At 40.9% G+C, this 25919-nt stretch carries 25 protein-coding genes; 19 read left to right on the top strand and 6 right to left on the bottom strand.

Annotation, left to right across the window (positions count from 1 at the left end):
* Positions 1–127: 127 nt before the first annotated feature.
* From nrdR to dnaI, 3 genes are read left to right on the top strand one after another with little or no spacing between them, the layout of a single operon-like run.
* Entirely contained in the window at positions 128–589 is a 462-nt protein-coding gene (gene nrdR, locus I2484_RS02105; protein ID WP_067207676.1) for a transcriptional regulator NrdR, read from the top strand.
* 31 nt (positions 590–620) lie between these two features.
* Positions 621–2000: a replication initiation and membrane attachment family protein gene (locus I2484_RS02100; protein ID WP_207149369.1), complete on the top strand. Its 1380-nt coding sequence runs from the start codon at positions 621–623 to the stop codon at positions 1998–2000.
* Between the two features lies 1 nt (position 2001).
* Positions 2002–2946, top strand: coding sequence for a primosomal protein DnaI (gene dnaI / locus I2484_RS02095; protein WP_207149368.1), 945 nt, complete (start codon positions 2002–2004; stop codon positions 2944–2946).
* A gap of 59 nt (positions 2947–3005) precedes the next feature.
* On the opposite strand, the gene I2484_RS02090 is transcribed toward dnaI, so the two are convergent.
* The 3 genes from I2484_RS02090 to I2484_RS02080 form a co-directional block, all read right to left on the bottom strand.
* On the bottom strand, positions 3006–3194 hold the full coding sequence (locus I2484_RS02090; RefSeq protein ID WP_207149367.1) for a hypothetical protein: 189 nt from the start codon (positions 3192–3194) through the stop codon (positions 3006–3008).
* Between the two features lie 352 nt (positions 3195–3546).
* Complete coding sequence (locus I2484_RS02085) at positions 3547–4215, bottom strand: endonuclease V (RefSeq protein ID WP_207149366.1); 669 nt, start codon at positions 4213–4215, stop codon at positions 3547–3549.
* Positions 4216–4266: 51 nt separating this feature from the next.
* On the bottom strand, positions 4267–5229 hold the full coding sequence (locus I2484_RS02080; protein WP_207149365.1) for a polysaccharide deacetylase family protein: 963 nt from the start codon (positions 5227–5229) through the stop codon (positions 4267–4269).
* A gap of 367 nt (positions 5230–5596) precedes the next feature.
* Here I2484_RS02080 and I2484_RS02075 point away from each other — a divergent pair, with 367 nt between their 5' ends.
* The 8 genes from I2484_RS02075 (at position 5597) to rplT (ending at position 14182) form a co-directional block, all read left to right on the top strand.
* Positions 5597–6370 (top strand): DUF2935 domain-containing protein, encoded by a 774-nt coding sequence (locus tag I2484_RS02075; protein ID WP_186670119.1) that lies wholly within the window; start codon positions 5597–5599, stop codon positions 6368–6370.
* Positions 6371–6652: 282 nt separating this feature from the next.
* Positions 6653–7723: a Fe(3+) ABC transporter substrate-binding protein gene (locus tag I2484_RS02070; protein WP_207149364.1), complete on the top strand. Its 1071-nt coding sequence runs from the start codon at positions 6653–6655 to the stop codon at positions 7721–7723.
* Between the two features lie 68 nt (positions 7724–7791).
* The gene (locus I2484_RS02065; protein WP_207149363.1) at positions 7792–9423 is read left to right on the top strand and encodes an ABC transporter permease; all 1632 of its coding nucleotides are present in this window, start codon (positions 7792–7794) and stop codon (positions 9421–9423) included.
* Position 9424: 1 nt separating this feature from the next.
* Positions 9425–10165: an ABC transporter ATP-binding protein gene (locus tag I2484_RS02060; protein WP_207149362.1), complete on the top strand. Its 741-nt coding sequence runs from the start codon at positions 9425–9427 to the stop codon at positions 10163–10165.
* A 541-nt stretch (positions 10166–10706) separates the two neighbouring features.
* Positions 10707–12641 (top strand): threonine--tRNA ligase, encoded by a 1935-nt coding sequence (thrS, locus tag I2484_RS02055; protein WP_207149361.1) that lies wholly within the window; start codon positions 10707–10709, stop codon positions 12639–12641.
* Between the two features lie 405 nt (positions 12642–13046).
* On the top strand, positions 13047–13553 hold the full coding sequence (gene infC, locus I2484_RS02050) for a translation initiation factor IF-3 (protein WP_149580720.1): 507 nt from the start codon (positions 13047–13049) through the stop codon (positions 13551–13553).
* 27 nt (positions 13554–13580) lie between these two features.
* The gene (gene rpmI, locus I2484_RS02045; protein ID WP_067207701.1) at positions 13581–13781 is read left to right on the top strand and encodes a 50S ribosomal protein L35; all 201 of its coding nucleotides are present in this window, start codon (positions 13581–13583) and stop codon (positions 13779–13781) included.
* Positions 13782–13822: 41 nt separating this feature from the next.
* On the top strand, positions 13823–14182 hold the full coding sequence (rplT, locus tag I2484_RS02040; RefSeq protein WP_067207704.1) for a 50S ribosomal protein L20: 360 nt from the start codon (positions 13823–13825) through the stop codon (positions 14180–14182).
* A gap of 510 nt (positions 14183–14692) precedes the next feature.
* Here the strand turns inward: rplT and I2484_RS02035 are convergent.
* Positions 14693–15652, bottom strand: coding sequence for a nuclease-related domain-containing protein (locus tag I2484_RS02035; protein ID WP_207149360.1), 960 nt, complete (start codon positions 15650–15652; stop codon positions 14693–14695).
* A gap of 170 nt (positions 15653–15822) precedes the next feature.
* Here I2484_RS02035 and I2484_RS02030 point away from each other — a divergent pair, with 170 nt between their 5' ends.
* Both I2484_RS02030 and I2484_RS02025 read left to right on the top strand, forming a co-directional pair.
* Positions 15823–15963, top strand: a complete 141-nt coding sequence (locus I2484_RS02030; protein WP_207149359.1) for a hypothetical protein — start codon at positions 15823–15825, stop codon at positions 15961–15963.
* Between the two features lie 99 nt (positions 15964–16062).
* Positions 16063–16353, top strand: a complete 291-nt coding sequence (locus I2484_RS02025; RefSeq protein WP_255550996.1) for a DUF1294 domain-containing protein — start codon at positions 16063–16065, stop codon at positions 16351–16353.
* A 26-nt stretch (positions 16354–16379) separates the two neighbouring features.
* Here the strand turns inward: I2484_RS02025 and I2484_RS02020 are convergent, their stop codons facing one another.
* Positions 16380–16760: a sigma-w pathway protein ysdB gene (locus tag I2484_RS02020; RefSeq protein WP_207149358.1), complete on the bottom strand. Its 381-nt coding sequence runs from the start codon at positions 16758–16760 to the stop codon at positions 16380–16382.
* A 249-nt stretch (positions 16761–17009) separates the two neighbouring features.
* Between I2484_RS02020 and I2484_RS02015 the strand changes: the two genes are divergently transcribed.
* The 6 genes from I2484_RS02015 to I2484_RS01990 all read left to right on the top strand — a co-directional run bounded on the left by I2484_RS02015 (position 17010) and on the right by I2484_RS01990 (position 23966).
* A complete protein-coding gene (locus I2484_RS02015) occupies positions 17010–17495 on the top strand; it encodes a dUTP diphosphatase (RefSeq protein ID WP_207149357.1) in 486 nt (161 codons plus the stop codon).
* Positions 17496–17586: 91 nt separating this feature from the next.
* Positions 17587–18093: a helix-turn-helix domain-containing protein gene (locus I2484_RS02010; protein ID WP_207149356.1), complete on the top strand. Its 507-nt coding sequence runs from the start codon at positions 17587–17589 to the stop codon at positions 18091–18093.
* The gene (locus tag I2484_RS02005; protein WP_255550994.1) at positions 18093–18971 is read left to right on the top strand and encodes a metallophosphoesterase; all 879 of its coding nucleotides are present in this window, start codon (positions 18093–18095) and stop codon (positions 18969–18971) included. The genes I2484_RS02010 and I2484_RS02005 overlap by 1 nt, the downstream gene beginning before the upstream one ends.
* A gap of 657 nt (positions 18972–19628) precedes the next feature.
* Complete coding sequence (locus I2484_RS02000) at positions 19629–21044, top strand: alanine/glycine:cation symporter family protein (RefSeq protein WP_207149355.1); 1416 nt, start codon at positions 19629–19631, stop codon at positions 21042–21044.
* A 155-nt stretch (positions 21045–21199) separates the two neighbouring features.
* Complete coding sequence (locus tag I2484_RS01995) at positions 21200–22183, top strand: zinc-binding dehydrogenase (protein WP_207149354.1); 984 nt, start codon at positions 21200–21202, stop codon at positions 22181–22183.
* 103 nt (positions 22184–22286) lie between these two features.
* Positions 22287–23966: a formate--tetrahydrofolate ligase gene (locus I2484_RS01990; RefSeq protein WP_207149353.1), complete on the top strand. Its 1680-nt coding sequence runs from the start codon at positions 22287–22289 to the stop codon at positions 23964–23966.
* 157 nt (positions 23967–24123) lie between these two features.
* Here I2484_RS01990 and I2484_RS01985 read toward each other — a convergent pair whose 3' ends face one another.
* Positions 24124–25821, bottom strand: coding sequence for a M3 family oligoendopeptidase (locus I2484_RS01985; RefSeq protein WP_207149352.1), 1698 nt, complete (start codon positions 25819–25821; stop codon positions 24124–24126).
* Between the last annotated feature and the right edge of the window lie 98 nt (positions 25822–25919).

Below are 25919 nucleotides of genomic sequence, written 5' to 3'. Positions count from 1 at the left end.
GTTGAACGATGACTTTAGGGACGTTTTTTCTCAATGAAAAACCATTCTTTCCCCTCTATTTCGATTTTTTTTGGTGTGTTCTGTTATAATTAAGTTATTATCTAAGAAAAAGCGGAGGATACACATTATGAAATGTCCAGCTTGCCAGTTCAATGGCACCCGGGTAGTCGATTCTAGACCGGCCGAGGAGAATAGATCCATCCGGCGTCGCAGAGAATGTGAACAATGCGCATTCCGTTTTACGACATTTGAAAAAGTTGAGGAAATGCCTTTGATTGTCGTGAAGAAAGATGATTCACGTGAAGAATTCAGCGGTGAAAAAGTGCTCAGAGGTCTCATTCGTGCATGTGAAAAACGCGCTGTTTCCCTTGAGGACCTAAAAAAAATTGTCTATTCGATTGAAAAAGAATTGAGAAGCGCAGGTGTCGTAGAGATTAACTCTGACGATGTTGGGGAAATGGTTATGGAACAGTTATCGGAAGTTGATGAAGTCGCTTATGTCAGATTTGCTTCGGTATATCGCCAATATAAAGACATCACTGTTTTTATAAAAGAATTGCAAGATCTACAAAAAAGAACGAAAAAGTAACGTATCCCATTCAGATAGGAAGTAGAGTTTGATGGCACCCCTTTATAAAGAACTACAGCCAGTTGACGCATACAAAATACGGTTGTCGCAGCCTTTTTCAGATTATGACCGTCAACTCCTCACCTTATTTTACCAACCGCTGATTGGCCCAGGTGCAATGAGTTTGTTTATGGTTTTATGGGCGGACGCAGAGCGTGAAGATGGCCGTGAATACAACCATTACCACCTTATGAATATTTTGACGATGCCACTTGGACCAGTTTTCGAAGCGCGAATATCCCTTGAAGCAATCGGCTTATTACGTACGTACAAGAAAAAAGATGGAGATGCGAGATTATTTGTTTACGAACTGCTTCCTCCACTTGATGCCAAAGCTTTTTTTCTAGATCCATTGTTGTCGACATTCTTGTTTAGTAAAATCGGAGAACAGGCATATCGAAATCTACGTAGTCGTTTTGCGCTAGAAGGGGTTAATGAAGTTGGATTTGAAGATGTATCACGTACATTTTTGGATGTGTATACTCCCGTTCAGCAGGGCTATAGCATGGATATGGGCGAGGACCAGCAATTTATTGGGCGGAATGAACCGGAAGGTGTTCCGTTTTTACATTCTGACTTTGATTTCAATCTGCTAAGTTCGGGGTTATCTGAACAAATGGTTCCTAAAGCTTCATTATCCTCTGTTTCCAAGGAATTAATTGCGAAACTCGCATTCCTTTATTCGCTGACGCCGCTTGATATGCAAAAAGTCATCATGATGGCGCTCGATGAAGATCTGAAGTTGCCGGTAGACAGATTGCGAAAGTCAGCAGCGGAGTTTTATAAAATGAATGTTTCAAAAGAAGCACCAGTCTTGCATAAAGTATATACGAAAGAATTACCTAAGCCCGAAATAGGGGTATTGACGCGGGATGAAGAATTGGTGCATTACCTTGAAAATACGGCGCCACTTGAAATGTTGCGAGAGATTAACGGGAAAGAGCCACTTTCAGTAGACGTGAAGCTTGCCGAAAAGCTGGTCAATACACATGGATTGTCCGTCGGTGTCGTCAATGTCTTGCTGCAATACGTTCATTTACGCAATGACGGGAAAATAACGAACAGTTATGTTGAGCGGATTGCTTCGCATTGGATGAACAAAAATGTGGATACGGTGAAAACTGCACTTGAAATGTCACGCAACGAGCATGACCAGTATGTTAAATGGAAAAACGAAGGGCAGAGTACAGGATCAAAATCAGGGCCTAGACGAAAATCTGCACGGGAAGAGAAAGTACCAGAATGGTTTTATAAAAAAGATGAAAAGAAAGCAAAAACAGATAAACCTGTTAAATCTTCTTCCGCTATTGATGAAGAGCGTCGTAAATTACTTTTGGAATTAGGTGTAACAGGGGATGGGACGGTGAAGTGAAATGGAACATATTGGCGATACGCTGAAACGGGTTGTGAAATCACCGGCATTTGCCGCAAGGTACGATGAATTACGAAAAGAAGTGATGGAAAGTTCCGGGGTGCAACAATTTCTGGCGGATCATTCCACTGAAGTTGATGGAGACGTTTTCGAACGAAGTCTCGGGAAATTATATGAGTATGCCACGGCTTCCCATAGTTGCGGAAAATGTCCTGACCTTGCAGGGTGTGTGAATTTCCTGAAGGGCTTCGAGCCGAAATTGCTACTATCCCGCGGTCTCATCGATGTGGAATATACAAAATGTCCCAACAAACTTATGGACGACGATCAACGTACCATTAAGAAGATGATCGACAGTATGCATATGCCGAAAGATGTCATGGAAGCGAAATTACAAAATATTGATATGTTTTTTGACGATAGCAGAGTGCCAGCTGTACGTGCTGCGAAAGATTTCCTAAACGTTTTCGATAAAACAGGAAAACTTCCAGAACGTGGTATGTACATTTATGGTCCATTTGGAATTGGTAAATCGTTCGTGCTTGGAGCCTTGGCGAACGAATTAGCTAATCGTCGAATACGTACAGTTGCTGTATATGTTCCAGAATTCCTAAGGGAAATGAAACAATCTATTCAAGATCAGACATTAAATGAGAAAATTGATTTTGTGAAAAATGCACAAGTACTTATGCTTGATGATATTGGTGCAGAAACAATGTCGGCTTGGACGCGTGATGAAGTGCTTGGCACCATTTTGCAATACAGGATGGCAGAAAAACTACCGACTTTTTTCACATCTAATCTTAGTTACGCCGAACTTGAAGATCATTTGACATACACGCAGCGCGGTGAAAAAGAAGCTGTAAAAGCGTCGAGGATTATGGAAAGGGTGCAAATGATTAGCACTCCTATACGGCTCGATGGTGAAAATAGACGCGATAAATAAAAGGAAGACGTAAAAATGACAGAAGCATAATGCTTCTGTCATTTTTCATATCTTATTTGTTATCTTTTTTCAAAACGGTTTGTGCGTTGCTCTTTTTGCTTTTGAGTATCATTTTTTTGTTCGTTCAACTTATCAATATCAAATGTAGTTCCAAACTCTTCACGCATATCATTTGGATTTTGATTTTTGTTGCGGTCTTGATTTTGTTTTTGCTCACGGTTTGGATTTCTATTATCATTATTCGGCAAGATCAATCACCTCCACAATCGTATCATGTGTCTAATATTGCTTTTCGATACTTGGGAATTAATTCTGCAAAGTAAATGCGATGTCTTATTCTCTACTTTATGGAGGATGCAGCAATATTTTGTGTGATTAAACTTCAATTACTTTAATTGTCGAAAATAGTTCTTTTTCAGGGGAAAGACTATTCCACTCAGTTGGAAAGTACCCGAGCGGGTTGCATATTATTTCAATCCCTTTATAGGTTTCTTAGTAATCCATTTACACCGGTATATAATGAGGAAACAGCTAAACAATCATTAAATGTTATGATTAGCTTCTTGTTGAAACAAACATCTTCCTAAGTCTCTTTGTTTCCTAATCCACCAATCTTACTGGAATCGTTAATCGACTTTCATTGTTGATTAATTTTAAGATAATTTCAATCGTCATAGTTAAATCAATATAGTTTCCACAGGAGATGAAAATGGGTTTTAGATCTGTATGGGTACGCAAAGCTCTTCCGTATATTTCGTTTTCCACAATTATATCTTTATATGAACCTGTTACATTTTCTGGCATCTTGAAATAGACACCATCTATTTTAAAGTAACTTTTAGCAATGCCGATTGTGGGTTTATTCAAAAAGAAAGAGGCGTGTGTGGCAATTCCCATACGCCTCGGATGCAGAATTCCATTTCCGTCAAATATAAATAAATCTGGTGTTATCGTGAGTTTCTTGGCGGCTTCAATTACAAGTGGCAGCTCTCTGAAAGCCAGATACCCAGGTCTATATGGTATATGGATTTCACCCTTACTGACTGCTTTTTCGACAATCGTTCGCGATTCATAATCGATAACGATAATACTACAGACTCCCCATACAACCCCTGTTTCTTCCCAGTATGCAACATCCACACCAGCACAGAATTTAATGTTTTGGTCTTTCGGGCTAGTTTCCAGTTTAACTTTTTTGCGAAGGTAGGCCTGAATAATTTCAAATTTATCAATTTCAATATCAAGCGGATGAATGTCCTCGATTTTCATTTGATCTCCCTTATAATTCGCTATAGGGTTTCATTGCTAATGAGACTGATTTTAGTCGTCAATTCGTTTTTCGCTCATTAAGTCACTTACAGTACCCAGCTGGTAACATTTCCCTTTAATTTCGATTATCATAGTCTCCAGTCCTTCAAAAACGGCTTTTGTGGGGTGCATTAGAACCATTGAACCGTTACTAACTCCAGCGACAACACGCGCAACCATTTCGGAAATTGCTGGCTTTTTCCAGTCAACTGTATCGACCGTCCAGAGAATGGTTTTCATGCCAAGCTCATTGGCAACAAGAATTGTTTCCTGATTAAAACTGCCGCTTGGCGGTGCAAACCATATCGGTTTTATACCTAGCGTCTCCTCAATTACATCATTTGTTTTGTTCAATTCATTCACTGTTTCAGCCCGGGAGCGCAGCTTAAGATTGGGATGGCTATAAGCGTGGTTGCCAATTTCGTGACCCTCAAGACTAATCATCGTAGCCAGGTCGGGATTATTTTTAACCCAACTGCCATCAAAAAAGAATGTTGCCTTTACTTGGGAGTCTTTTAGTGTTTTAAGGATACCTGGAATGTACTCATTTCCCCATGCCACATTTATTAGTAGGACTACCATAGGTTTTTCTGGATTCCCCCTATAAATTGGTGAGGGTTCTAAATCGTTCAGATGGATTTTTGGAGATGTTTCATTGAATATGATTTTATTTGTATCAAGATCAGCGCTAGGTTTCATATTTTTATAACTGGCTTCAATATCTACCTTCAAGCCATTATATCCTGGTATTGCTTTCCAAACTCTGTCTAATTTCGCATCTATTGGCTCAATACCATGTTGGTCATTGTAGGCCGAAATCTGTTTAATCAGGTCATCTTTATCGGATTCTGAGAAAGTGGTGATGGCGTTTTCGGCGTCAGAATTTGAAGATATAGCTATAAATGACTTCGTGTAAATGCTGGGAATTGAGATTAGTGCAATCAAAATCAGAGTCGCGGAAATGATTTTTCTCATACTCTTTTTCCTTGTGTAAAACAGTTAACTAAATAGAGATATTCCGGTAAAATTACCGCAGCTTTATCACTTTGTATCATGGGAAGTCCTCCATTCGATATCTTGATACTAGTAGCCTTCCCGTTCATCGTTGGGTCATACTTTTCATTATCCCGCATTAACGGGCAGTAAGACCTCCACTTCAAGTCTTTAAGGACACGAGAAGAATGAGTGGGGGATAAAGAAAACCCTATCTGATTGAAGATTGAATTTATCTTACAAGTATTACAAACTAAACAAATAGAACATCAGCATAAGGAAATGGGCACTCAAATCAAACGCCCAGCATAGCATAGGGAGCAGTTACTAAACAGGAAGAGGTGGAGGATTGCCTTATACAGACAATTATCAAAGGGATACCTACGGAGTCATCGATTTTTGGGTGCGCAATAACTTTGAGCATGGGGAATTTTTCGACAGGGAAATAAGTCACCATGAAATGGAATTGGCACGTGCAAATCAGGCTATGACTCAACGAATGGGTAAAATCTTCGAAAGAACGGAATCGAAGACGGGTGATATCGGCCTGATACTTGCTGAGGCAAAAAGCTCCACACACGAATTTCACGAATTGCTCGTCCATACGATGGATAAAGCGTTACATTGTGAAGTAATAATATCCACACCAACCTCACTTCTTGATCACATGATTCGGGAAGCAGAAGAGGCTCAAAAAGTTTTTAAATTAATAGAAACGAATGCATATGTAAAACCAGCGGATGCAACGATACATGAAAGTAATTTTTGGTTGAGGCAAATGGTGGATCATCTCATCTTTATAAGCCATTATGTAGATGCATCCAATTACGAACTTCACGATCAGGTTAGGGCGATGACCAGGAAATTTGAAAACCTGTTACTTCAAGCAATTTCACTAAAGACAATGATACGTCGACCGCGTAATGAGGTGTCGCCAATTTTAAACAACTTCAACCAAATGGTTATTAAGGAAACGAAGGCACTTGAAGCATTTAAATTAGAATTGAGTGAGCTTATCAAAAACTGTGCGGCTGTCACAACCGCGCCACCGGACTTATTAGAGCATATTGCTAGGGAAGCGCATCACTTATGGAGGAACCTAGAAGATCAGGTTGTATTGTAATTGTAAATCGCACTTATAAATGAGTCATGTCGTGAGAGTAGAATAAGTTTGGGCCATTGATAAACCTAGGTATCGATTGTTTCTACATCGGTGCAAGTCAACTCGGTTTATCTTTGGCTTTTTATTATTCGCCAATTGCGTTTCATTGATACGTCAGTTTAAGGAGTTGGTTGAATACCTACATAGGCTTTATGTTGACTTCCACCCAATCTCATTATATATTACTTATGGGATTGAGAATCATTTTCAATCAAAAAACGAATGTTTGGAGATGGAAGTATAATGAAAAAGAGTTTGATCTTACTAGTTGTTGCGATGATGCTTGTACTTGCAGCATGTGGAAGCACAGCTAAAAAGGAAAATGGCACTGAGAAAGATGCAGTTGCTAAGAAACCCGAGAAATCGGAAGTGAATTTGTATACAAGCCGTCATTATGACGTTGATAATGAATTATATAAGAAGTTTGAACAAGAAACAGGCATTAAAGTTAACGTCATTAAAGACGAAGCAGACGTACTAATCGAACGCATTAAACGTGAAGGAACTGCAACGAAAGCGGATTTATTGCTAACAGCTGATGTTGGCAGACTGTACCGTGCGAATGAAGAAGGACTTCTTCAAACCGTGTCAAGTGACATCTTAGCGAAACAAATACCAGAAAACTTGCGTGATGTTGACGATATGTGGGTCGGTTTGACGAAACGTGCGAGAATTCTCGTGTATAATAAAGATAAGGTCAAACCTGAAGAGCTTTCTACATACGAAGCACTTACAGCTGACCAATGGAAAAACCGTGTACTTGTGCGTTCATCTGAGAGTGTCTATAATCAATCACTTCTTGCGTCATTCATCGAGATAAATGGTGAAGAAAAAGCAACAGAATGGGCACAAGGTATCGTCAATAACTTAGCTCAAAATCCTGAAGGCGGAGATCGTGACCAAGCGAAAGCAATCGCTGCGGGTATCGGCGACGTCGCAATTATGAACTCATACTATTTCGGTCAAATGCTTAATTCGGAAGAACCCGAAGAAGTGAAAGTGGCAGAAAGCCTTGGTGTATTCTTCCCGAACCAAGAAACGACGGGTACACATGTGAATATTAGTGGAGCTGGAGTTGTCAAAGGTTCGAAAAATGCGGATAACGCACTTAAATTACTTGAATTCCTTACCGGGGAAGAAGCGCAAAGCGAATTTGCCTCAGCGAATTATGAATTCCCTGTGAATCAAAATGTAGAACCTTCAGAGCTCCTTAAATCTTGGGGAGACTTTAAAGAACAAGATATACCATTATCGGCTTTAGGAGAAAATAACGCGAAAGCGATTATGATTTTTAACGAAGTCGGCTGGAAATAAAAGTCGAGCCCCCTACCGTATTTTCGGCTAGGGGGTTATTGCTTAAAAGGTAGAGGATGGGTTAAGTCATGAACAAGCATTTAGCTAATGTGAACGGGTGGACGATAGGTGCAGTACTTATCATCATCTTGCTATTTTTACCGAATGTGTCGATTGTAACCGGTGTTTTTTCACCAGTAAGTGAAAATTGGGCGCATATAAAAGAATTCATGTTATTTAACTACATAAAGTCGTCGCTCACACTCGTTTTCTTTACTGCGCTGTTCACGATTATAATCGGGCTTAGTCTGGCTTGGCTCATTGCCCAATATGATTTTCCACTCAGAAATTTTATGAAGTGGGCACTAATTCTTCCTTTATCGATTCCACCTTTCATTGGTGCCTATACGTATCACGGCATCATTAATTACACGGGAGTCATACAAAAGACTCTTCGCAACCATTTCGATGTCACACCGAATCCTGCCTATTTTGATATTATGAATGTCCCAGGCGCGATTTTTATTTATACACTGTTTCTTTATCCGTATGTTTATATGATTACAAGAATTTTTCTTTCACACCAATCTGCATCTTTAATTGAAAGTGCGCGCACGCTAGGGAAGGGCCCTTTAGAAATTTTCTTTAAAGTTGTGCTCCCGATTTCTCGTGTATCCATAATCGGTGGGGCAAGTCTAGTTGTATTGGAAGTTTTGAACGATTATGGGGTAGTGAAATATTTCGGAATCCAAACGTTTAGTACAGCTATTTTTCAAACGTGGTTTGGGCTTGGTGATTTGGATGCAGCTATCAAGCTAGCTGCATCTTTAATGGGAATTGTTATTTTCATCTTAGTCATCGAACGTTTACTACGGGGAGGCAAGCAGTTTAGTTATTCCACTACAAAAGTAAGACCACTTCCTCTTGTAAGATTAAAAGGGAGAAAAGCCGTATTTGCGACTTTATACACAGTTGTTATTTTTAGTGTTGCGTTTCTCATTCCGATTCTCCAGTTGATTGACTGGGTTATTCTTACATACGGTAAAGTGCCGATGCAGGATGTACTATTCTATACCAAAAACTCCGTTATTGTGGCTGGCCTCGGTGCTTTCCTAGTTATTGTATTTTCATTGGTTGTCGGTAATTTTAGTCGAGTGGTCAATCATAAGTTTGCGAAAATATTGCCGAAATTGACGGTTCTTGGTTATTCGATACCCGGTGTGGTTGTAGCTGTGGCCGTCATAACAACGTTCATTGCGCTTGATCGATTCCTGGCGCCTGTTTATCAATACCTAGGCATGGATTCAGAACTCGTCTTGAGTGTTAGTCTTTTCATGCTTATCAGCGCATATGTCATCCGGTTTTTTGCCATTGGTTACAATTCAATTGAAACAGGTTTCGATAAAATCGGTACGGATTTCCGTGATGCATCGCGTATGCTCGGAGCTAATAGCCTACGAACGTTTTTTAAGATAGATGTTCCAATGATGAAGGGTGCTATTATTAGTGGATTTATCCTTGTGTTTGTGGATATACTGAAAGAAATTCCGTTAACGCTTATCTTACGGCCATTTAATTACGACACACTCGCCACGAAGGCGTTCCAATATGCAAGTGATGAAAAGATTATGGAGGCATCGCAAGCTTCATTATTAATTGTCGGAGTGAGCACAATTGCGATCTTCGTTTTCCATAAGTTACTCAGAGAGGAGCCAAAATAATATGTTTATGGATATTAAAAATTTGCAGTTCTCATATCCAAAATCACCTTTGAATACGGTTGATAATTTTTCATTCACAGTGGAAAAAGGAGAAGTTATTTCAATACTTGGACGCAGTGGAAGTGGAAAGAGTACACTTTTACGCTTAATTGCAGGACTAGAAATGCCAGCAGGAGGTGCGTTTACTCTGAACGGCAAGAAGATGTTTTGCGACAAAACTTTTCTGCAACCGGAAAAACGCGGAATTGGTATGGTTTTTCAGGACTACGCACTTTTTCCACATATGAGTGTTGAAGAAAATATACTATTCGGGCTCCCGAAAATGAGTAGGAAAGACAAGAAGAAACGAGCGCAAGAAGTGCTAGAACTTGTTGAATTAATAGGGTTTGAGAAACGCTACCCGCATCAATTAAGTGGGGGTCAACAGCAACGTGTTGCACTTGCACGGGCACTTGCTCCAGAACCGGAGCTCCTTCTCCTTGATGAGCCGTTCAGTAACTTGGATACAGATCTACAAGTGAAAATTCGTGGAGATCTTCGACGAATTTTGAAAAAGGCAAAAACGACTGCTATTTTTGTTACGCATAATCAAAATGACGCTCATGCACTTGCAGATCGAATTGTGAAGATTAAAGACGGCAAGATTGAGAAAATTGGTCGACCTTGCGATCTATTGGGCGTTTCACCTACGGAAATTCCTGGTATGGTTGAAATTACTTACGAAGAACTTATCGGTGTTTGATAAAGCGAAACTTCAATCAGTGGGGGCTTCATTCCCGCTGATTGTTAGTTGGACCAATCGGACTTTTACGGGCAGTTGATCTCCAACCTATGCCTCTCGATTCAACTTAATCTTGTGCCTGGGATCGTACTGCCCGTAAATGCGGGATAAAGTAAACTTGCAATTAATTCGTAATCGACGTATACTCAGTTTTAATTAATAATCTGAAATGCATGGAAGAGGACAACAATTATTTCGTCTACCTAAAGAGAACGGGGCCAATGGCTGAAAGCCCTGAAGGATAGAAGGATGATTTACCACCTTGGAGCAGCATCGGTGAACTTATTATAGTAACCGATGACGGAATCCGGTCCGTTACCCGACGTCAAGCTTCATCTTTTTGCTACGTTTGTCTAGCTTCAGTGGTCGAAACAGATCACTTACGCTTTTCAGTGTACTGAATTGAAGGAAGAAGGGTGGAACCGCGAGCTAAAGCTTCGTCCCTTTCCAGGGATGGGGCTTTTTTTGTTTTCCAATTATAATAATAGAGGAGTGCTTAACAATGACAACTATGATTAATTTGAAATTTCCAGATGGTGCAGTGAAAGAATTCCCACAAGGTACAACTACAGAAGATATTGCAGGTTCAATTAGTCCGGGACTACGAAAAAGTGCGTTGGCAGGTAAAGTTGGAGACACGTTAATAGACTTAAAATCATCGATTACTGAGGACGGCGATATCGCGATTATTACACCTCAATCACCAGAAGCGCTAGAAATATTACGCCACAGTACAGCGCATCTACTTGCGCAAGCTGTAAAACGTAAGTTCCCTAATGCGAAACTAGGTATTGGACCAGTTATTCAAAGCGGATTTTATTATGATATTGATTCGCCTGAACCGATTACAGCAGAAGATTTACCTGAACTTGAAAAAGAGATGAGAAGAATTATTGCTGAAAACGTGGAAGTAATCCGTCATGACGTATCCCGTGAAGAGGCGAAAAGACGTTTTGAAGAAATCGATGATGAATATAAATTAGAGCTTCTCGAAGCGATTCCAGAGGGCGAGCAAGTGTCTATCTATGAACAAGGCGACTTCATCGACTTGTGCCGCGGTGTTCACGTTCCATCTACAGGGAAGCTAAAGGAGTTCAAACTTCTTAGCATCGCAGGGGCTTACTGGCGCGGCGATTCGAACAACAAAATGCTACAACGGATTTACGGTACAGCGTTCTTCAAAAAAGAAGAACTAAAAGAACATCTTCGTCTCTTGGAAGAAGCTAAAGAGCGAGATCACCGTAAAATAGGGAAAGAGCTTAATCTGTTCATGAACTCTCAAAAAGTGGGTCAAGGCTTGCCGATGTGGTTACCTAAGGGTGCAACAATTCGTCGAATCATCGAGAGATACATCGTTGATAAGGAACAGAAGCTTGGTTATGACCACGTTTATACTCCAGTTCTCGGCAGCGTGGAATTGTATAAGACATCAGGTCACTGGGATCACTATCAAGATAGCATGTTCCCTGTAATGAGCATGGACAACGAAGATCTTGTCTTGCGCCCAATGAACTGTCCACACCATATGATGATTTATAAAAATGGAATTCATTCATACAGAAACCTACCACTTCGTATTGCAGAACTTGGTACAATGCACCGTTATGAAATGTCCGGTGCACTATCAGGCTTGCAGCGCGTTCGTGGCATGACTTTGAATGATGCGCATATCTTTGTTCGTCCGGATCAGATTAAAGATGAATTCAAACGTGTTGTACAACTAGTTATTGATGTTTATAAAGATTTCAATATTGAAGATTATTCTTTCCGTGTCTCTTACCGGGATCCGGCGGATAAAGAAAAATACTTTGACGACGATGCAATGTGGAATCGCGCACAAACAATGCTGAAAGAAGCGATGGATGAACTGGGTCTTGACTATGTTGAAGCAGAAGGGGAAGCTGCCTTCTACGGACCTAAACTTGACGTCCAAGTGAAAACAGCAATTGGTATGGAGGAAACATTATCAACAGTTCAACTTGACTTCCTGCTTCCTGAACGTTTTGACCTGACGTACGTGGGAGAGGATGGAAAACAACATCGTCCGGTTGTTATTCACCGCGGTGTAGTTTCGACTATGGAACGTTTTGTTGCATTCTTGATTGAAGAGTACAAAGGGGCATTCCCAACTTGGTTAGCGCCAGTACAAGTTGAAGTAATTCCAGTATCACCGGATGCACATTTTAACTATGCAGATGACGTTCGTGAAAAATTAGTTGCTGCTGGATTCCGCGTTAATATTGATAGCCGTGATGAGAAAATTGGCTATAAGATTCGGGAAGCCCAGATGCAAAAAGTACCTTATATGCTCGTTCTTGGCGACAAGGAAGTTGAGTCAGGCGAAGTGAACGTCCGTAAATATGGCGAACAGCAATCTGAAAGCTTGCCATTCGACGAATTCCTTGCTAGACTAAAAGAAGAAGTTACGAGTATTTAACTTTATACAGCAGTGGTCAGACCTCAGCTGTGAAAATCTAGGCGCAATTGTTGTCCACGACGAAAGCAAAGCGGCAGTCGTGAATACGCCAAGGCGCATTTGTTTAAATTAGGTTGACAAGTTTATTGTCACATGTTAAAGTGATTAAGGTTAGTAATGACTGAATACAGTTTGTGGTATAAGAAGAGGCTACCCGCTTCTCACCTGTTCGACGCTAAAACGTTGTTGACGGGTTAAAACATGAGTGAAGTGCCGTGCATCTGCACGTACACATACGCGGGTAGACAAATCCAATTTGTCTACCTTTTTTTATTGGATGGACCTGTGGGACCGTCCCGAACCGGGCGGTATACCCAAACCATGTATTCGAGAAATATCCGGAGGTGGATTACTATTAGCAAAGACATGTACGTAAATGAGGGCATCCGTGCCCGCGAGCTACGCATCATTGATCACAACGGCGATCAGCTCGGAATCAAAACACGCACTGAGGCACTAGAAATTGCCGCTCTTGCGAATTTGGATCTTGTCCTTGTAGCACCAACAGCGAAACCCCCAGTGGCTCGTATCATGGACCACGGAAAGTTCAAATTCGAACAGCAGAAAAAGGATCGCGAAGTCCGTAAGAATCAGAAAATCATTTTGCTTAAAGAAGTTCGGTTAAGTCCGACAATCGATGAGCATGATTTCCAGACAAAACTACGGAACGCTATCAAGTTCCTTGAAAAAGGCGATAAAGTTAAGGCTTCAATCCGTTTTCGTGGACGTGCGATTACGCACAAGGAAATCGGACAGCGTGTCCTTGACCGTTTCGCAGAAGCGTGCAAAGATGTATCTACGGTTGAACAACGACCGAAGATGGAAGGCCGCAGCATGTTCCTAGTGCTTGCACCAACTGCTGAAAAAGAGTAACAATGAATGATTTAGGAGGAACAGAACATGCCAAAAATGAAAACTCACCGCGGCTCAGCGAAACGTTTCAAAAAAACCGGTTCTGGTAAATTGAAACGCGGCCGTGCTTACACAAGTCACTTGTTTGCAAACAAACCGACAAAAGCGAAACGTCACCTGCGTAAAGCTTCACTAGTTTCTTCAGGCGATTTCAAACGCATTCGTCAAATGATCACTTACATGAAATAATTTAAAACACAATCGGACAGAAAAGCAGGAGGTAATGAACTATGCCACGCGTAAAAGGTGGAACAGTGACGCGCAAGCGTCGTAATCGAGTATTGAAATTAGCAAAAGGTTACTTTGGTTCAAAACATAGACTTTACAAGGTAGCAAACCAACAGGTAATGAAATCATTCAACTATGCATACCGTGACCGTCGTCAGAAGAAACGTGAATTCCGTAAACTTTGGATTACTCGTATCAATGCGGCTGCACGTATCAACGGTCTTTCTTACAGCACTCTAATGCACGGCTTGAAAGTAGCTGGCATTGATGTTAACCGTAAAATGCTTGCTGATCTTGCAGTGACTGACGCGCAAGCGTTCACACAACTTGCAGATGCAGCGAAAAAATCAATCGCAAAATAAGAACGTCATATAGAAGCCGCCAAACGACCCAGAGTTAATCTGGGTACGAGGTGGCTTTTTTTAGTTGGTTTTTTGAGGATGTGCAGCTTTCTTGTCGTAGAGATCTGAGAGTCTGTCGTGGATTTTCGGACAACTGTCGTACAGTAATTCAGTGCTGTCGTATAGTAATGCGGATTGGTCGTACAGTTTTGAGTCTGTCGCATAGTTTCGGATATCTGTCGTACAGTTCGGCAGTGCTGTCGTAGAGTAATGCGAATTGGTCGTACAGTTTTGATTCTGTCGTATGGTTTCGAGAATCTGTCGTACAGTTCGGCAGTGCTGTCGTAGAGTAATGCAGATTGGTCGTACAGTTTTGAGTTTGTCGTATAGTTTTGAGAATCTGTCGTATAGTTTGATCTAAAGGTGGTAGAATCATTTCGGTTTCATCGTTCAATTCACCTTTGAGATAAAACTGGACGATAGATAAAAAGAATCCTTTTAGATGCGAAAGGATTCTTTCGTATTGGTAATTTAAACTCTCTTCATTCCAGCAATATAAAACGTCGCCGAAGATTCTCCTTTTTTTATAAGGGGTGATTTCTTTAAAGCATAATATGCGGCGTGCTTATCTTTTAATCTCAAAAAATTTCTACATTCTTCATTGTTAATCGAACTTTTAACGAGCATTAGCCAATCTTGAATTCCCTCGTTGATAGGGTCAATAGAATCTTTACTACAGCCCGGGCAAAGCCAGGTTTCTCGATTTTTTCGCAGGAGCTTTTCATTACAATTATGACATAATAGGCCTGTCCGTAAATCAGTTGAGGAAATATGATAGTATGAACACAGTGGAAATGGATTGAATTGCTGTTGCTCGGAATATATTTTCCTTGTTATGTCTTGAATTTGGGCAATCGAAAGAACAGTTTCAATAGGTTGTAAATTTTGCAGATAGTAAGGGAGTTGTTTCTTGTAAATTATAGGAAAGTCGTGGGGGACATCTTTCACTTTGGTGTTCGGATTAGCAAGAACAAATAGGCTTATTGTCTTCAGGGGTATGCCGCGCTGCTGAAACCACTCATTAAGATTTGATTTGTTCGTCTCAATCTGAAAGATAGGGCAATCGATAATTACTTCATTGCCAGATTCGAGTTCTTGCACAAGATGTGGGGGATTTTGTACAAATCGGACTGTATCCTTGAGGTTTTTCACTTCGATAATTAGGGCAAATCGTTCCGTGATTATCAACGTATCAATCTGAAACGTGAAGCTTGAAGAAATACGCAAATGCACATCAGAGAAAACTTTTGTTAAATGGGGGAAATTGGTACGTCCGATATATGAATCGACGTTACACTCTCCCGAGTAGCCGGCCCCAATTCGGTAGAGATGGTCCTTTAGAATCTGAATTTTCCGGTGGTCTGGATTAAGACGAGCAATTAAACGCGGTATTGCTTTGAGTAAAACAGGTTGGTTTCTTTGAATGGTCAAATATATTGGATTCAACCCCTTTATTGAAACTGATAATTCAACTTAATTATACAGTATTGTTTAAAAGTTGCAATAACTCCGCAGTTAATTTTGATTCTGTCGTATAGCTTCGTGAATCTATCGTACAGTTTCGACGATTGGTCGTACAGTTTCGATTCTGTCGTATAGTTATGAGAATCTATCGTACAGTTTCGACGATTGGTCGTACAGTTTCGACGATTGGTCGTACAGTTTTGATTCTGTCGTATAGTTATGAGAATCTGTCGTACAGTTTCGACGATTGGTCGTACAGTTTTGATTCTGTCGTATAGTTATGAGAATCTGTCGTACAGTTTCGACGATACGTCGTATTAATATTCCTTTTCAGCCGTTAAACCGTGTAAAATAGAGAAAGAAAGGGGGAATTGCACTTGCAAACGACAATTTTAGGATGGATTGCAATTATGTCCGTTTGGGCATTTATTATGATGGGGTATGATAAGCGTCAGGCAAAAAGAAAAGGACAACGTATACCTGAAAAGAATTTATGGACGCTTGCACTGCTCGGTGGAGGCGTTGGTGCATACTTTGGGATGCAAACATTCCGTCATAAGACGAGGCATACATCTTTCCGGATCGGCTTTCTTATATTAGCAATCGCCTATGGAATAGGTATACTCTATCTTCTAGGTATCACGCTGCCAGGAATGGTGGAGGCGTAAAAAGCCCGCTATTCAACGGACTTGTACTATTGTTTCATTAGTCGTTCGATAGGGTTTTTCCAACTGATAGCGGCTTTGGGGTAGTTGGATAAGATTTTGGATGAGAGAAAATCAAAATCAGCTTTTGTGAAACCTTGAAGTTTTGTTTCATCTTTCACCCAAACGAAAATGGAGATGACGTCAATGGAATCATCTGCTGTATCTAAATACTTTTCACCTTCAAACATAGCGCCTTTATACGATAGGAAGAAATTTTTCTGCACATTTTTCACTTCATCATAGAAATAATACTTGTCCTCCGCATATGCACCATCAAGCTTTCGTTTTGGATCCGTCAAATAACGGATCCCGCGGTAGAATAAATAAACGATAAAGGCAATAATGATAAAGCGGATAAGCAATCCCATAACGGATCCCCCTTACGAATTTATAGATACTATCTTATACGGATGAAAATCTTAAAAGTTTCAATATATATAAGTTGAACAAATGAACACCTATATAAACTGAGCGAAGGCGTCTTACAAAGGGTAGTCGAAGCCTTAAGACTGGCGGACTTAAGGTGGGAGGTCATCACCAAGTGACTTAGCAGTGTTGGAAAATCAATCTATTTGTTAAGTGCCGACTATATAGTTAAAAAAAACGGAGGTATTTTTATGCAATTGTCAAAACTATTTTCCATGCAACGTGAACTCGATTTATTTATCCAAAATAACAGGGAGAAACAAACAGATGTTTTTCAAGAAAAAGGACTTGCACTCCTAATTGAACTCGCGGAACTTGCGAATGAAACGCGTTGTTTCAAATTTTGGAGCACAAAAGGTCCTTCAGATGATGCTGTGATTCTTGAAGAATATGTAGATTCAATTCATTTCCTTCTTTCCCTGGGTATTGAAAAGGACTTACATACACTTACAAACTGGCCGGAAGGAGAAGTTGAAGGAGAGCTAACACAATTATTCCTAGAGACCACGGCTACGATTCACTGCTTCCTGAATGAACTTACCATGACCGCTTATGAAAAAGTTTGGATTCATTATGGAGCAATTGCCAAAAAACTTGGTTTCACAAATGAAGATATTATTAGTGCTTACTTAGCAAAGAATGAAGAAAATTATAACCGTCAAAAAACAGGTTATTAATTGTTTTATAGAAAAATCAAAAAATAGATTGACAGAAGCCTCTAGATAAAAAATAATAGAGTTGTATATAAAATTTTTAGGGGGCGTAAATGTGAACGATTGGAACAAAGAGGATTTTGGTATAAGGTTAAAAAAATTGCGTGAAGAGCGCGGACTATCAATGATGGCATTCGGAGCAGCTATCGGCACTTCAGCAAGTCGTATTAAAGATTGGGAAAAAGGGAAGAATGCTCCATCGGCGGCTTGGGTGGCGAAAATATCTGAACGGTTTAATGTTTCAACTGATGAGCTGATTCTGGGGAATTCAAAGACATCAAAACCATTTAAAAGCACAGGGGCTGCAAATGTAGATATGCTTTATGACAAACTGAGGGAAAATGTTGTCAGTGATATAGAAACGCAAGAACATGAACTAGAACAAGTTCTGCACACAGACGAACTGTATGCAGAACTTGATGCTATACACAAAGAAACATATAGAAGTGGAAAAGGCAGAAAACGTGCAGAGATTGAAATGCTTGCGATAATGACAGAACTGCCTAAAAAAGAGGTCCTTGAACTTTTAGAGCTTGCAAGGTTGAAAAAACGCTGGTTGTAATGAAAACAACTGCGAATATAACGAAAAAAAAGATGACTTTACGGCGTAAACGGTTTTTCATCTTATTCATTATTGTCCTTCTAAGTTTTTTCGTATATATAGGAAATATGACAGTCGGGATAACGCGTTATGAAATTATGTCTGACAAAATCCCTGATAATTACGACAAATACACTATCGTCCAGATTTCTGATTTACACGATGCCGAATTCGGTGAAAACCATTCGGATGTTGTTAATAGGGTGAAAATGATTATGCCACAAGCGATATTCATCACGGGTGATTTTATCGACAGTAACCGCTACGACCTTGAAAAAAGCCTGATTCTTATTGAAGAGCTTCAATTTGTCGCTCCAATCTATTACGTAACTGGAAATCATGAAATAGCTACGCAGGATTTGGACCGTATTCGGGGAGCTCTCGAAGACCTGGGGGTTCGTGTCTTATCGAATGAAGCGGATGTAATTACATTGTTTCCTGATAGTTCTATAGCAATAGGTGGAATTGAAGATCCACTGGTAAGTGAGCTTGAAGATGATGAAGCCGTTAAGGTATCGATTGAACAAGCATTTGAAAATATCCCTGATGAGATGTTTAAAGTGCTATTGTCACATAGACCGGAACAATTTGATGTATATGCTGAAGCGGGGGTAGATGTGACGTTTAGCGGCCATGCTCATGGCGGACAGTTTCGAATACCAGGTTTAGGCGGCCTCGTTTCACCGGGGCAAGGCTGGTTTCCTAGCTATTCATCGGGCATCCATGAGAAGAATGGCAACCACTTGGTAGTCAGTCGCGGCCTTGGCAATAGCATAATTCCTGTACGGCTGTTCAATCAACCGGAAATAGTTGTTGTCACATTACGCAAAATAGAATAGTCATAGCCTCCTTTGGATTATAGAAGGAGGTTTTTTGTTGAAAATAGTAACGGAATCTATCACGTCTGTTGATTAACCATTTATTTGCATAAAAAATGGTGAGAGAGGCTTGGAACACACCGTTTTCACTGAAGCATTTCGGCTCGCTTACGGCTAACAATTCATGACAGATTTACTGAGGGATCCTTGTGTGGCTGATTCTTCTTTTAAAAAACAATACATGGAGATAGATTCAGCCGCCAAAATTGTATCTTTGGCGGCTTTTATCCAGATAAGAAGGCAACTATTCTGTCGTCTAAAAAAGCTCTATCACTTCGAGTACTTATGTCTTTGGAGTGCGACGGATGAACGATAGCCATACGATTACCGATAGGTTTAGATATCTAGGTATTGGTATTGGAGTCGTTCAATCGAAAGCGATATAGAGGCAACTCTACTGAAAGCGCCTAGTGTTTGATTAAGTTGTTTGCTGTTTAATCAACAGAGATGAGAATCTATTGTGAAACCCCATTAAATAACTGCTATTCACATTTGTCGAAATAGGCTATAATATGTACTTAATGTGAAAATATCCGTAGTAAGGATAAAAGGCATTTTTGACATTTGTATTGATAATCACACTGCGAATGTTAACGATGGAACAGGGGGAAACAAGAAATGATTGAAAGCGCTTTAAATTGGATTGTAACAACGGGGAATAACCTGTTATGGTCGTATATCCTTATCGGTTTACTAATTGGTTTAGGTATTTATTTTACGATTCGAACGAAATTTGTACAGTTCCGCCTGTTTGGTGAAATGTTTAAGCTTATTGTTGAAAAGCCGGACGAGAAGGGGGGAATATCGTCTTTTCAGGCGTTTACAATTAGTGCGGCATCACGAGTTGGAACAGGGAATATCACTGGTGTTGCCCTTGCGATTGGCATTGGGGGGCCTGGCGCTATCTTCTGGATGTGGGTCATTGCGATTATCGGAATGGCGACTGCGTTTATCGAAAGTACGCTCGCGCAAGTGTATAAAGTGAGGGACGGTGATACGTTCCGCGGAGGGCCTGCTTATTATATGCAAAGTGCTCTTGGCAATCGGAAGCTTGGTGTACTATTCGCCATATTGCTGACTCTTTGTTTCGGTTTCATTTTTAATGCTGTACAGTCAAATACAATTAGTGCATCTTTCAATAGTGTGTTTCATATTGAAAAATCGGTGATTGGTATAGTTCTTATTATAATAACGGCTCTTGTTATTTTCGGAGGCGTAAAACGGATTGCTCATGTTACACAAATTTTCGTTCCGGTTATGGCTATTCTTTACATTGTCGTTGCATTATATATCGTTATTATGAATATTAGTGAGGTTCCTGCAGTATTTAAACTTATTTTCACGAGCGCATTTGGAATGAACGAAGCGGTCGGTGGAGCTGTAGGTGCGGCAATTATGCAAGGGGTAAGACGTGGACTTTTCTCAAACGAAGCGGGAATGGGGAGTGTGCCGAACGCTGCGGCAGTAGCAAGTACATCGCATCCGGCAAAACAGGGCCTTGTGCAAAGTCTTGGTGTGTTTTTTGATACAATCATCATCTGTTCAGCAACGGCGTTCATTATTATTCTTGCGGATCTTTATAATACGGGTGAAGTGGATGGAATTCTTTTGACTCAGACATCCCTAGGCGTCCATGTTGGGGAATGGGCACCTTATTTTTTAGCAATTGCCATTCTATTTTTTGCTTTCAGTTCGATTATTGGTAACTACTATTATGGCGAGACGAATATTGAATTTATCAACGCGAATAAAATATGGTTAACTCTTTACCGTTTTGGCGTGCTCGCGATGGTTATGTTTGGAACGCTTGCAAAAGTAGATCTTGTTTGGAACATGGCAGACCTCTTCATGGGGATGATGGCAGTCATTAACCTTATTGTCATCTTCCTTCTGGGGAAAGTTGCATTTAAGACACTAGACGATTATACAGAACAACGAAAAAATGGACTCAATCCTAAATTCAAAGCAAGTACGATTCCAGGGCTAAAAGGCACGGAATGTTGGGGAGATGAAAAGGTAAACGACCCCAACTGAAAAATTAATTTAATGAAAAAGAAGGCAAGAAACCTATTAAAAGTCTAATTGGTTTCTCGCCTTCTTTTACTTTGTTCGCAATTTTGAAGAGTGTGAAAAGTGTTGGCTATTAAGGTATGATAGAGGTAGTGTGCACTTAAGAAAGGATGATCAAGATGAAAGCATTTATCCATGAATACGGGCAGTTGAAAATAGCCAACATGAAAGAACCAGTTGCAGCAAGCGGTGAAGTCATCGTTGCAATTCGGGCGGCCGGGTTGAACCGCCGAGACTTATACATACCTGGACGTAGGGGGGATGAGGCACAAGCGTTGACGCTAGGATCTGACGGCGCGGGAGTTATCGAGTCAATAGGTGCAGGGGTAACGGCGTTTGCGGTAGGGGATGAAGTGATGATTAATCCTTCGCTACGTTGGTTTGAAAATAGTGATGCGCCACCGGTAGATTTTGATATTTTAGGAATGCCTGATAATGGGACATTTGCAGAGAAGATTGCTATTTCGGTTGAACAGATTGAAAGGAAACCTGCTCACTTGACATGGGTTGAGGCAGCAGTCCTTTCGTTAGCAGGGTTAACAGGCTATCGCGCACTATTTACTAAAGGGGGATTGAAAGCGGGCGATACAGTTTTCATTCCAGGTGCCGGCGGTGGAGTAGCTACGTATCTTATTTCATTCGCCAAAAATGTTGGGGCACGTGTGATTGTCACTTCGCGCAGTGAAACTAAGCGCAAACAGGCCCTTGAACTTGGCGCAGACATCGCTCTAGATACGAATAGCGATTGGAATAAGGAGCTAGAAGGAGAGACGATTGACCTCGTTATCGAAAGTGTAGGTCGGGCGACGTTTAATCGTTCGCTTAGTTTATTGAAAAAAGGTGGGCGTATTGTCGTGTTTGGTGCAACGACTGACGATACAGTCGACTTGGATTTACGTGCGTTTTTCTATGGACAGTACCAACTTTTCGGATCTACGTTAGGGAGTAGAGAAGAGCTGCGAGACATGATTAGGCATGTCGAAAAATATGGGACACACCCAATTGTTGATAAAGTGTTCAAATTGGACGAAGCGGCAGAGGCATTTGACTATATTGAAGAGGGTAAGCAGTTTGGAAAAGTAGTACTGCAAGTAACGAACTGACGTAGCACTTCAGTTGTTTAATGATGTCATACAAAACTCATTGAGATATCCCTGCCATTGGATAAATCTGGGGTATACTTAAAATAAAAAAGGTGGGGCAGACATGACAAAAAAAGTATCGCCACTAACTGATTTACAAATAGCATCACAAGCCACGATGAAATCGATTTGGACGATAGCCAAAGAAGCAGGCATACCCGAAGAGGCGGTCGAACCATACGGTAGATTTAAAGCGAAAATTGATGTAACGAAGTTAACTGGGACTAGCAGGGAAGGGAAAGTTGTACTTGTTACGGCAATCAGTCCAACACCGGCGGGGGAAGGAAAGTCAACTGTCACCGTAGGGCTTGCTGACGCCCTTTCAAAGCTCGGAGAGAAAACGATGATTGCATTACGCGAACCATCCCTTGGGCCCGTTATGGGGATGAAGGGTGGGGCTACAGGTGGTGGTTATGCTCAGGTGCTGCCAATGGAAGAAATTAATTTGCATTTTAATGGTGATATTCATGCAATCACGACTGCGAATAATGCGCTTAGTGCACTGATAGATAACCATCTTCATCACGGAAACCTACTCGGGATTGACCCGCGGAGAATTACTTGGAAACGTGTCTTAGATATGAATGATCGCGCATTGCGTAACATAACTATTGGGCTCGGCGGTCCTACACAAGGAGTTCCGAGAGAAGATGGTTTCGATATTACGGTCGCATCTGAAATTATGGCGGTTTTCTGTTTGGCGACAAGCCTACAAGACTTGAAAGAAAGACTTGCACGTATCGTTATCGGTTATACGTATGACAAAGAGGCAGTTACGGTACGAGACCTTGGTGTCCAAGGGGCATTGGTACTTCTACTGAAAGAAGCATTCAAACCAAACCTTGTGCAGACAATTGAAGGGACTCCGGCACTTATTCATGGAGGACCCTTTGCAAACATTGCGCACGGCTGTAACTCATTAATTGCAACAAACACTGCACGTAAACTTGCTGATATCGTCGTTACAGAAGCTGGATTCGGTGCAGATTTAGGTGCTGAGAAATTCATGAATATAAAAGCTCGACAAGGTGGATTCTCACCTGATGCGGTTGTCATTGTGGCAACAGTACGTGCGCTTAAAATGCATGGTGGAGTTCCGAAAAATCAGCTTGCAGAGGAGAATGTTCAAGCTGTCACTGACGGAATGGTAAACTTGGCTAAGCATATAGATACCATTCGTGCATTCGGTGTCCAGCCGGTCGTTGCGTTAAACAAGTTTATCACGGACACTGCCGCTGAACTGGAAGTCATTTTTGAATGGTGTGAGGAAAACGACATAAGGATAGCGCTCACAGATGTCTGGGAGCGCGGCGGAGAAGGCGGTGTTGCGTTGGCGCAAGAAGTTTTGGAGCTTCTAGATGAACCGAATAACTTCGCTCCACTCTATGATGTAGAACAATCTGTAAATGATAAAATTACAGCCATTGTTCAAAAAGTTTATGGTGGATTGGGTGTTGTATTTACGGATCAAGCCTTAAAAAATCTTAAAGACATCGAGAACAACGGCTGGAGTATATTACCGATTTGTATGGCTAAAACGCAGTATTCATTTTCAGATGATCCGAAAAAACTTGGGCGCCCTGAAGGATTTACCATTACTGTTAGAAAAATCACTCCGAAACTTGGAGCAGGATTCCTTGTCTGCTTGACAGGGGATATTATGACGATGCCCGGGTTGCCGAAAACGCCTGCAGCCCTTCACATGGATATCGATTCACAAGGAAATGCTGTAGGTTTAATGTGATTCTTAAAATTGTGAATAGGTAAGAAAAAGATCGAGGTAGTCCTAAAGTTTCGGGACAGCCTCGATCTTCGTTGCTCAGGAGATTATAAAAATATTGGCCTGTGGATAACCTGCGAAAGGTGATATTCCACGTCCAGACTCCGGCGTTGTTGTTCTTTTAAAGCGCTTTATCATCAATCGAATCGAGCCATGACTCGATTGTTCCAATGACAGACTCAACGCAGCCGTCTTCAAAAGGTGAGATTAAGTTCGCTTCGGCGACTAGTTTTGTAAATGATTTTGAACCACCGAGTGTGCAAAGATGTAAATAATCTTTCCATGCCGCATCACGGTCTTCAAATGAGCGTTTCCAAAATTGGAACGCACATATTTGTGCAAGTGTATAATCGATATAATAGAATGGGCTCTCATAAATGTGACCCTGACGCTGCCAAATAGCACCCGATTCCAAGTACTCAATGCCATCGTAATCCCGCATAGGTAGATAGATATTCTCGATTTTTTTCCATGCTGCTTTACGTTCTGCAGCTGTCATTTCAGGGTTTTCATAGATGACATGTTGGAATTCATCGACTGCGACTCCATATGGTAAAAAGAGCAAAGCACTGCTTAGGTGTGCGAATTTGTATTTATCCGTTTGTTCTTTGAAGAAGAGTTCCATCCAAGGCCATGTGAAGAATTCCATACTCATTGAGTGGATTTCTGCCCCTTCAGATGTAGGCCACAGATATTCAGGTATACCAATATTTTGGCTAGAGAATACTTGGAATGCGTGCCCGGCTTCATGTGTTAACACATCGATATCACCAGACGTTCCGTTGAAATTAGAAAAGATGAAAGGCGAATCATAATTATCGATGAATGTGCAATAACCGCCCGCTTCTTTTCCAGTCTTCGCCTCGACGTCCAGTAAGTTCTTTTCTGTCATGAATTTGAAAAATACATCCGTTTCAGGTGAAAGTTCAGCATACATCTTTTTTCCGTTTTCAATGATCCAGTCAGGAGGGCCTTGTGGTGTCGCGTTGCCTGTAAGGAAGTCTAAGGATTGATCATAATACTTCAACTCGTCAACGCCTATCCGTTCAGCCTGACGCGTATACAGGCGGCTTGCAAGCGGTACGATATGATCACGCACTTGATCACGGAATTTTTTAACCATATTGGCATCATAGTCGATACGGTCCATTCGTAGGTAACCAAGTTCGACAAAGTTTTTATAACCTAGTGTCGTCGCGATTTCATGACGGAGTTTAACAAGTTTATCATAGATTTCATCGAACTTTTCACCATTATCAGCGTAGAATTTGTATGACGCTTCCATGGCTGATTTACGAACGGAACGGTCCGTTGATTCTGCGTAAGGCCCCATTTGAGCAAGTGTTAGTGTTTTTCCATCAAAATCGATTTGTGAAGATGCGACGAGTTTCGAGTAATCGGAAGTTAGTTTGTTTTCTTTTTGCAACAGACCAACAATTTCTGGAGAAAACGATTTTATGGCGTTATCGGCTAAAGCAAATAGTTGAGTACCCCATTTCTCTTCGAGTTGTGCTCTGAAAGGAGTGGATACAAGTTCTTTGTAATAAGCGGTTTGAAGTTCTTGGTACTCTGGTCCGATTTCATCGAAATAATCGCGTTCTTTCTGATAAAACTCATCGTTTGTATCGATGGAAGCACGGATATAGACAAGGTTGGCCATTGTTGAGTAGTCTTTGCCAATCGTGTTTATCTTCTCAATGACTTCGTTTTGCTGGTCATAAGAACTTGCGGAACGGAATTCCTGTAGCAACGTATCAAAATTTAGTTTTACTTCTGCCATATTAAGCTTTGTGTATTGATATTCTTCAAATTTAATCAAAAAGATTCCTCCCGCTAGTTTACTAGTGAATTACTTCACTCTTTATATTGTTCACGAAGTTCCGGAATATTGCAAAAGAAATGTGCGTATTTCATGCA

The organism is Sporosarcina sp. E16_8, assembly GCF_017347095.1.
In the GTDB taxonomy this organism is placed as follows: Bacteria; Bacillota; Bacilli; order Bacillales_A; family Planococcaceae; genus Sporosarcina.
This window is presented reverse-complemented; position numbering and strand designations above follow the sequence as displayed.

Coding starts and splice junctions, on each gene's coding strand:
- I2484_RS02060 (WP_207149362.1), top strand. CDS start 9,425: ATGTTTATGGATATTAAAAATTTGCAGTTCTCATATCCAAAATCACCT.
- I2484_RS02080 (WP_207149365.1), bottom strand. CDS start 5,229: ATGAGAAAAATCATTTCCGCGACTCTGATTTTGATTGCACTAATCTCA.
- I2484_RS02005 (WP_255550994.1), top strand. CDS start 18,093: ATGAAAACAACTGCGAATATAACGAAAAAAAAGATGACTTTACGGCGT.
- I2484_RS02085 (WP_207149366.1), bottom strand. CDS start 4,215: ATGAAAATCGAGGACATTCATCCGCTTGATATTGAAATTGATAAATTT.
- I2484_RS02020 (WP_207149358.1), bottom strand. CDS start 16,760: ATGGGATTGCTTATCCGCTTTATCATTATTGCCTTTATCGTTTATTTA.
- I2484_RS02070 (WP_207149364.1), top strand. CDS start 6,653: ATGAAAAAGAGTTTGATCTTACTAGTTGTTGCGATGATGCTTGTACTT.
- I2484_RS02100 (WP_207149369.1), top strand. CDS start 621: ATGGCACCCCTTTATAAAGAACTACAGCCAGTTGACGCATACAAAATA.
- I2484_RS01990 (WP_207149353.1), top strand. CDS start 22,287: ATGACAAAAAAAGTATCGCCACTAACTGATTTACAAATAGCATCACAA.
- I2484_RS02065 (WP_207149363.1), top strand. CDS start 7,792: ATGAACAAGCATTTAGCTAATGTGAACGGGTGGACGATAGGTGCAGTA.
- I2484_RS01995 (WP_207149354.1), top strand. CDS start 21,200: ATGAAAGCATTTATCCATGAATACGGGCAGTTGAAAATAGCCAACATG.
- nrdR (WP_067207676.1), top strand. CDS start 128: ATGAAATGTCCAGCTTGCCAGTTCAATGGCACCCGGGTAGTCGATTCT.
- infC (WP_149580720.1), top strand. CDS start 13,047: ATGTACGTAAATGAGGGCATCCGTGCCCGCGAGCTACGCATCATTGAT.
- I2484_RS02030 (WP_207149359.1), top strand. CDS start 15,823: ATGAGAATCTATCGTACAGTTTCGACGATTGGTCGTACAGTTTCGACG.
- dnaI (WP_207149368.1), top strand. CDS start 2,002: ATGGAACATATTGGCGATACGCTGAAACGGGTTGTGAAATCACCGGCA.
- I2484_RS02015 (WP_207149357.1), top strand. CDS start 17,010: ATGCAATTGTCAAAACTATTTTCCATGCAACGTGAACTCGATTTATTT.
- rplT (WP_067207704.1), top strand. CDS start 13,823: ATGCCACGCGTAAAAGGTGGAACAGTGACGCGCAAGCGTCGTAATCGA.
- thrS (WP_207149361.1), top strand. CDS start 10,707: ATGACAACTATGATTAATTTGAAATTTCCAGATGGTGCAGTGAAAGAA.
- I2484_RS02000 (WP_207149355.1), top strand. CDS start 19,629: ATGATTGAAAGCGCTTTAAATTGGATTGTAACAACGGGGAATAACCTG.
- rpmI (WP_067207701.1), top strand. CDS start 13,581: ATGCCAAAAATGAAAACTCACCGCGGCTCAGCGAAACGTTTCAAAAAA.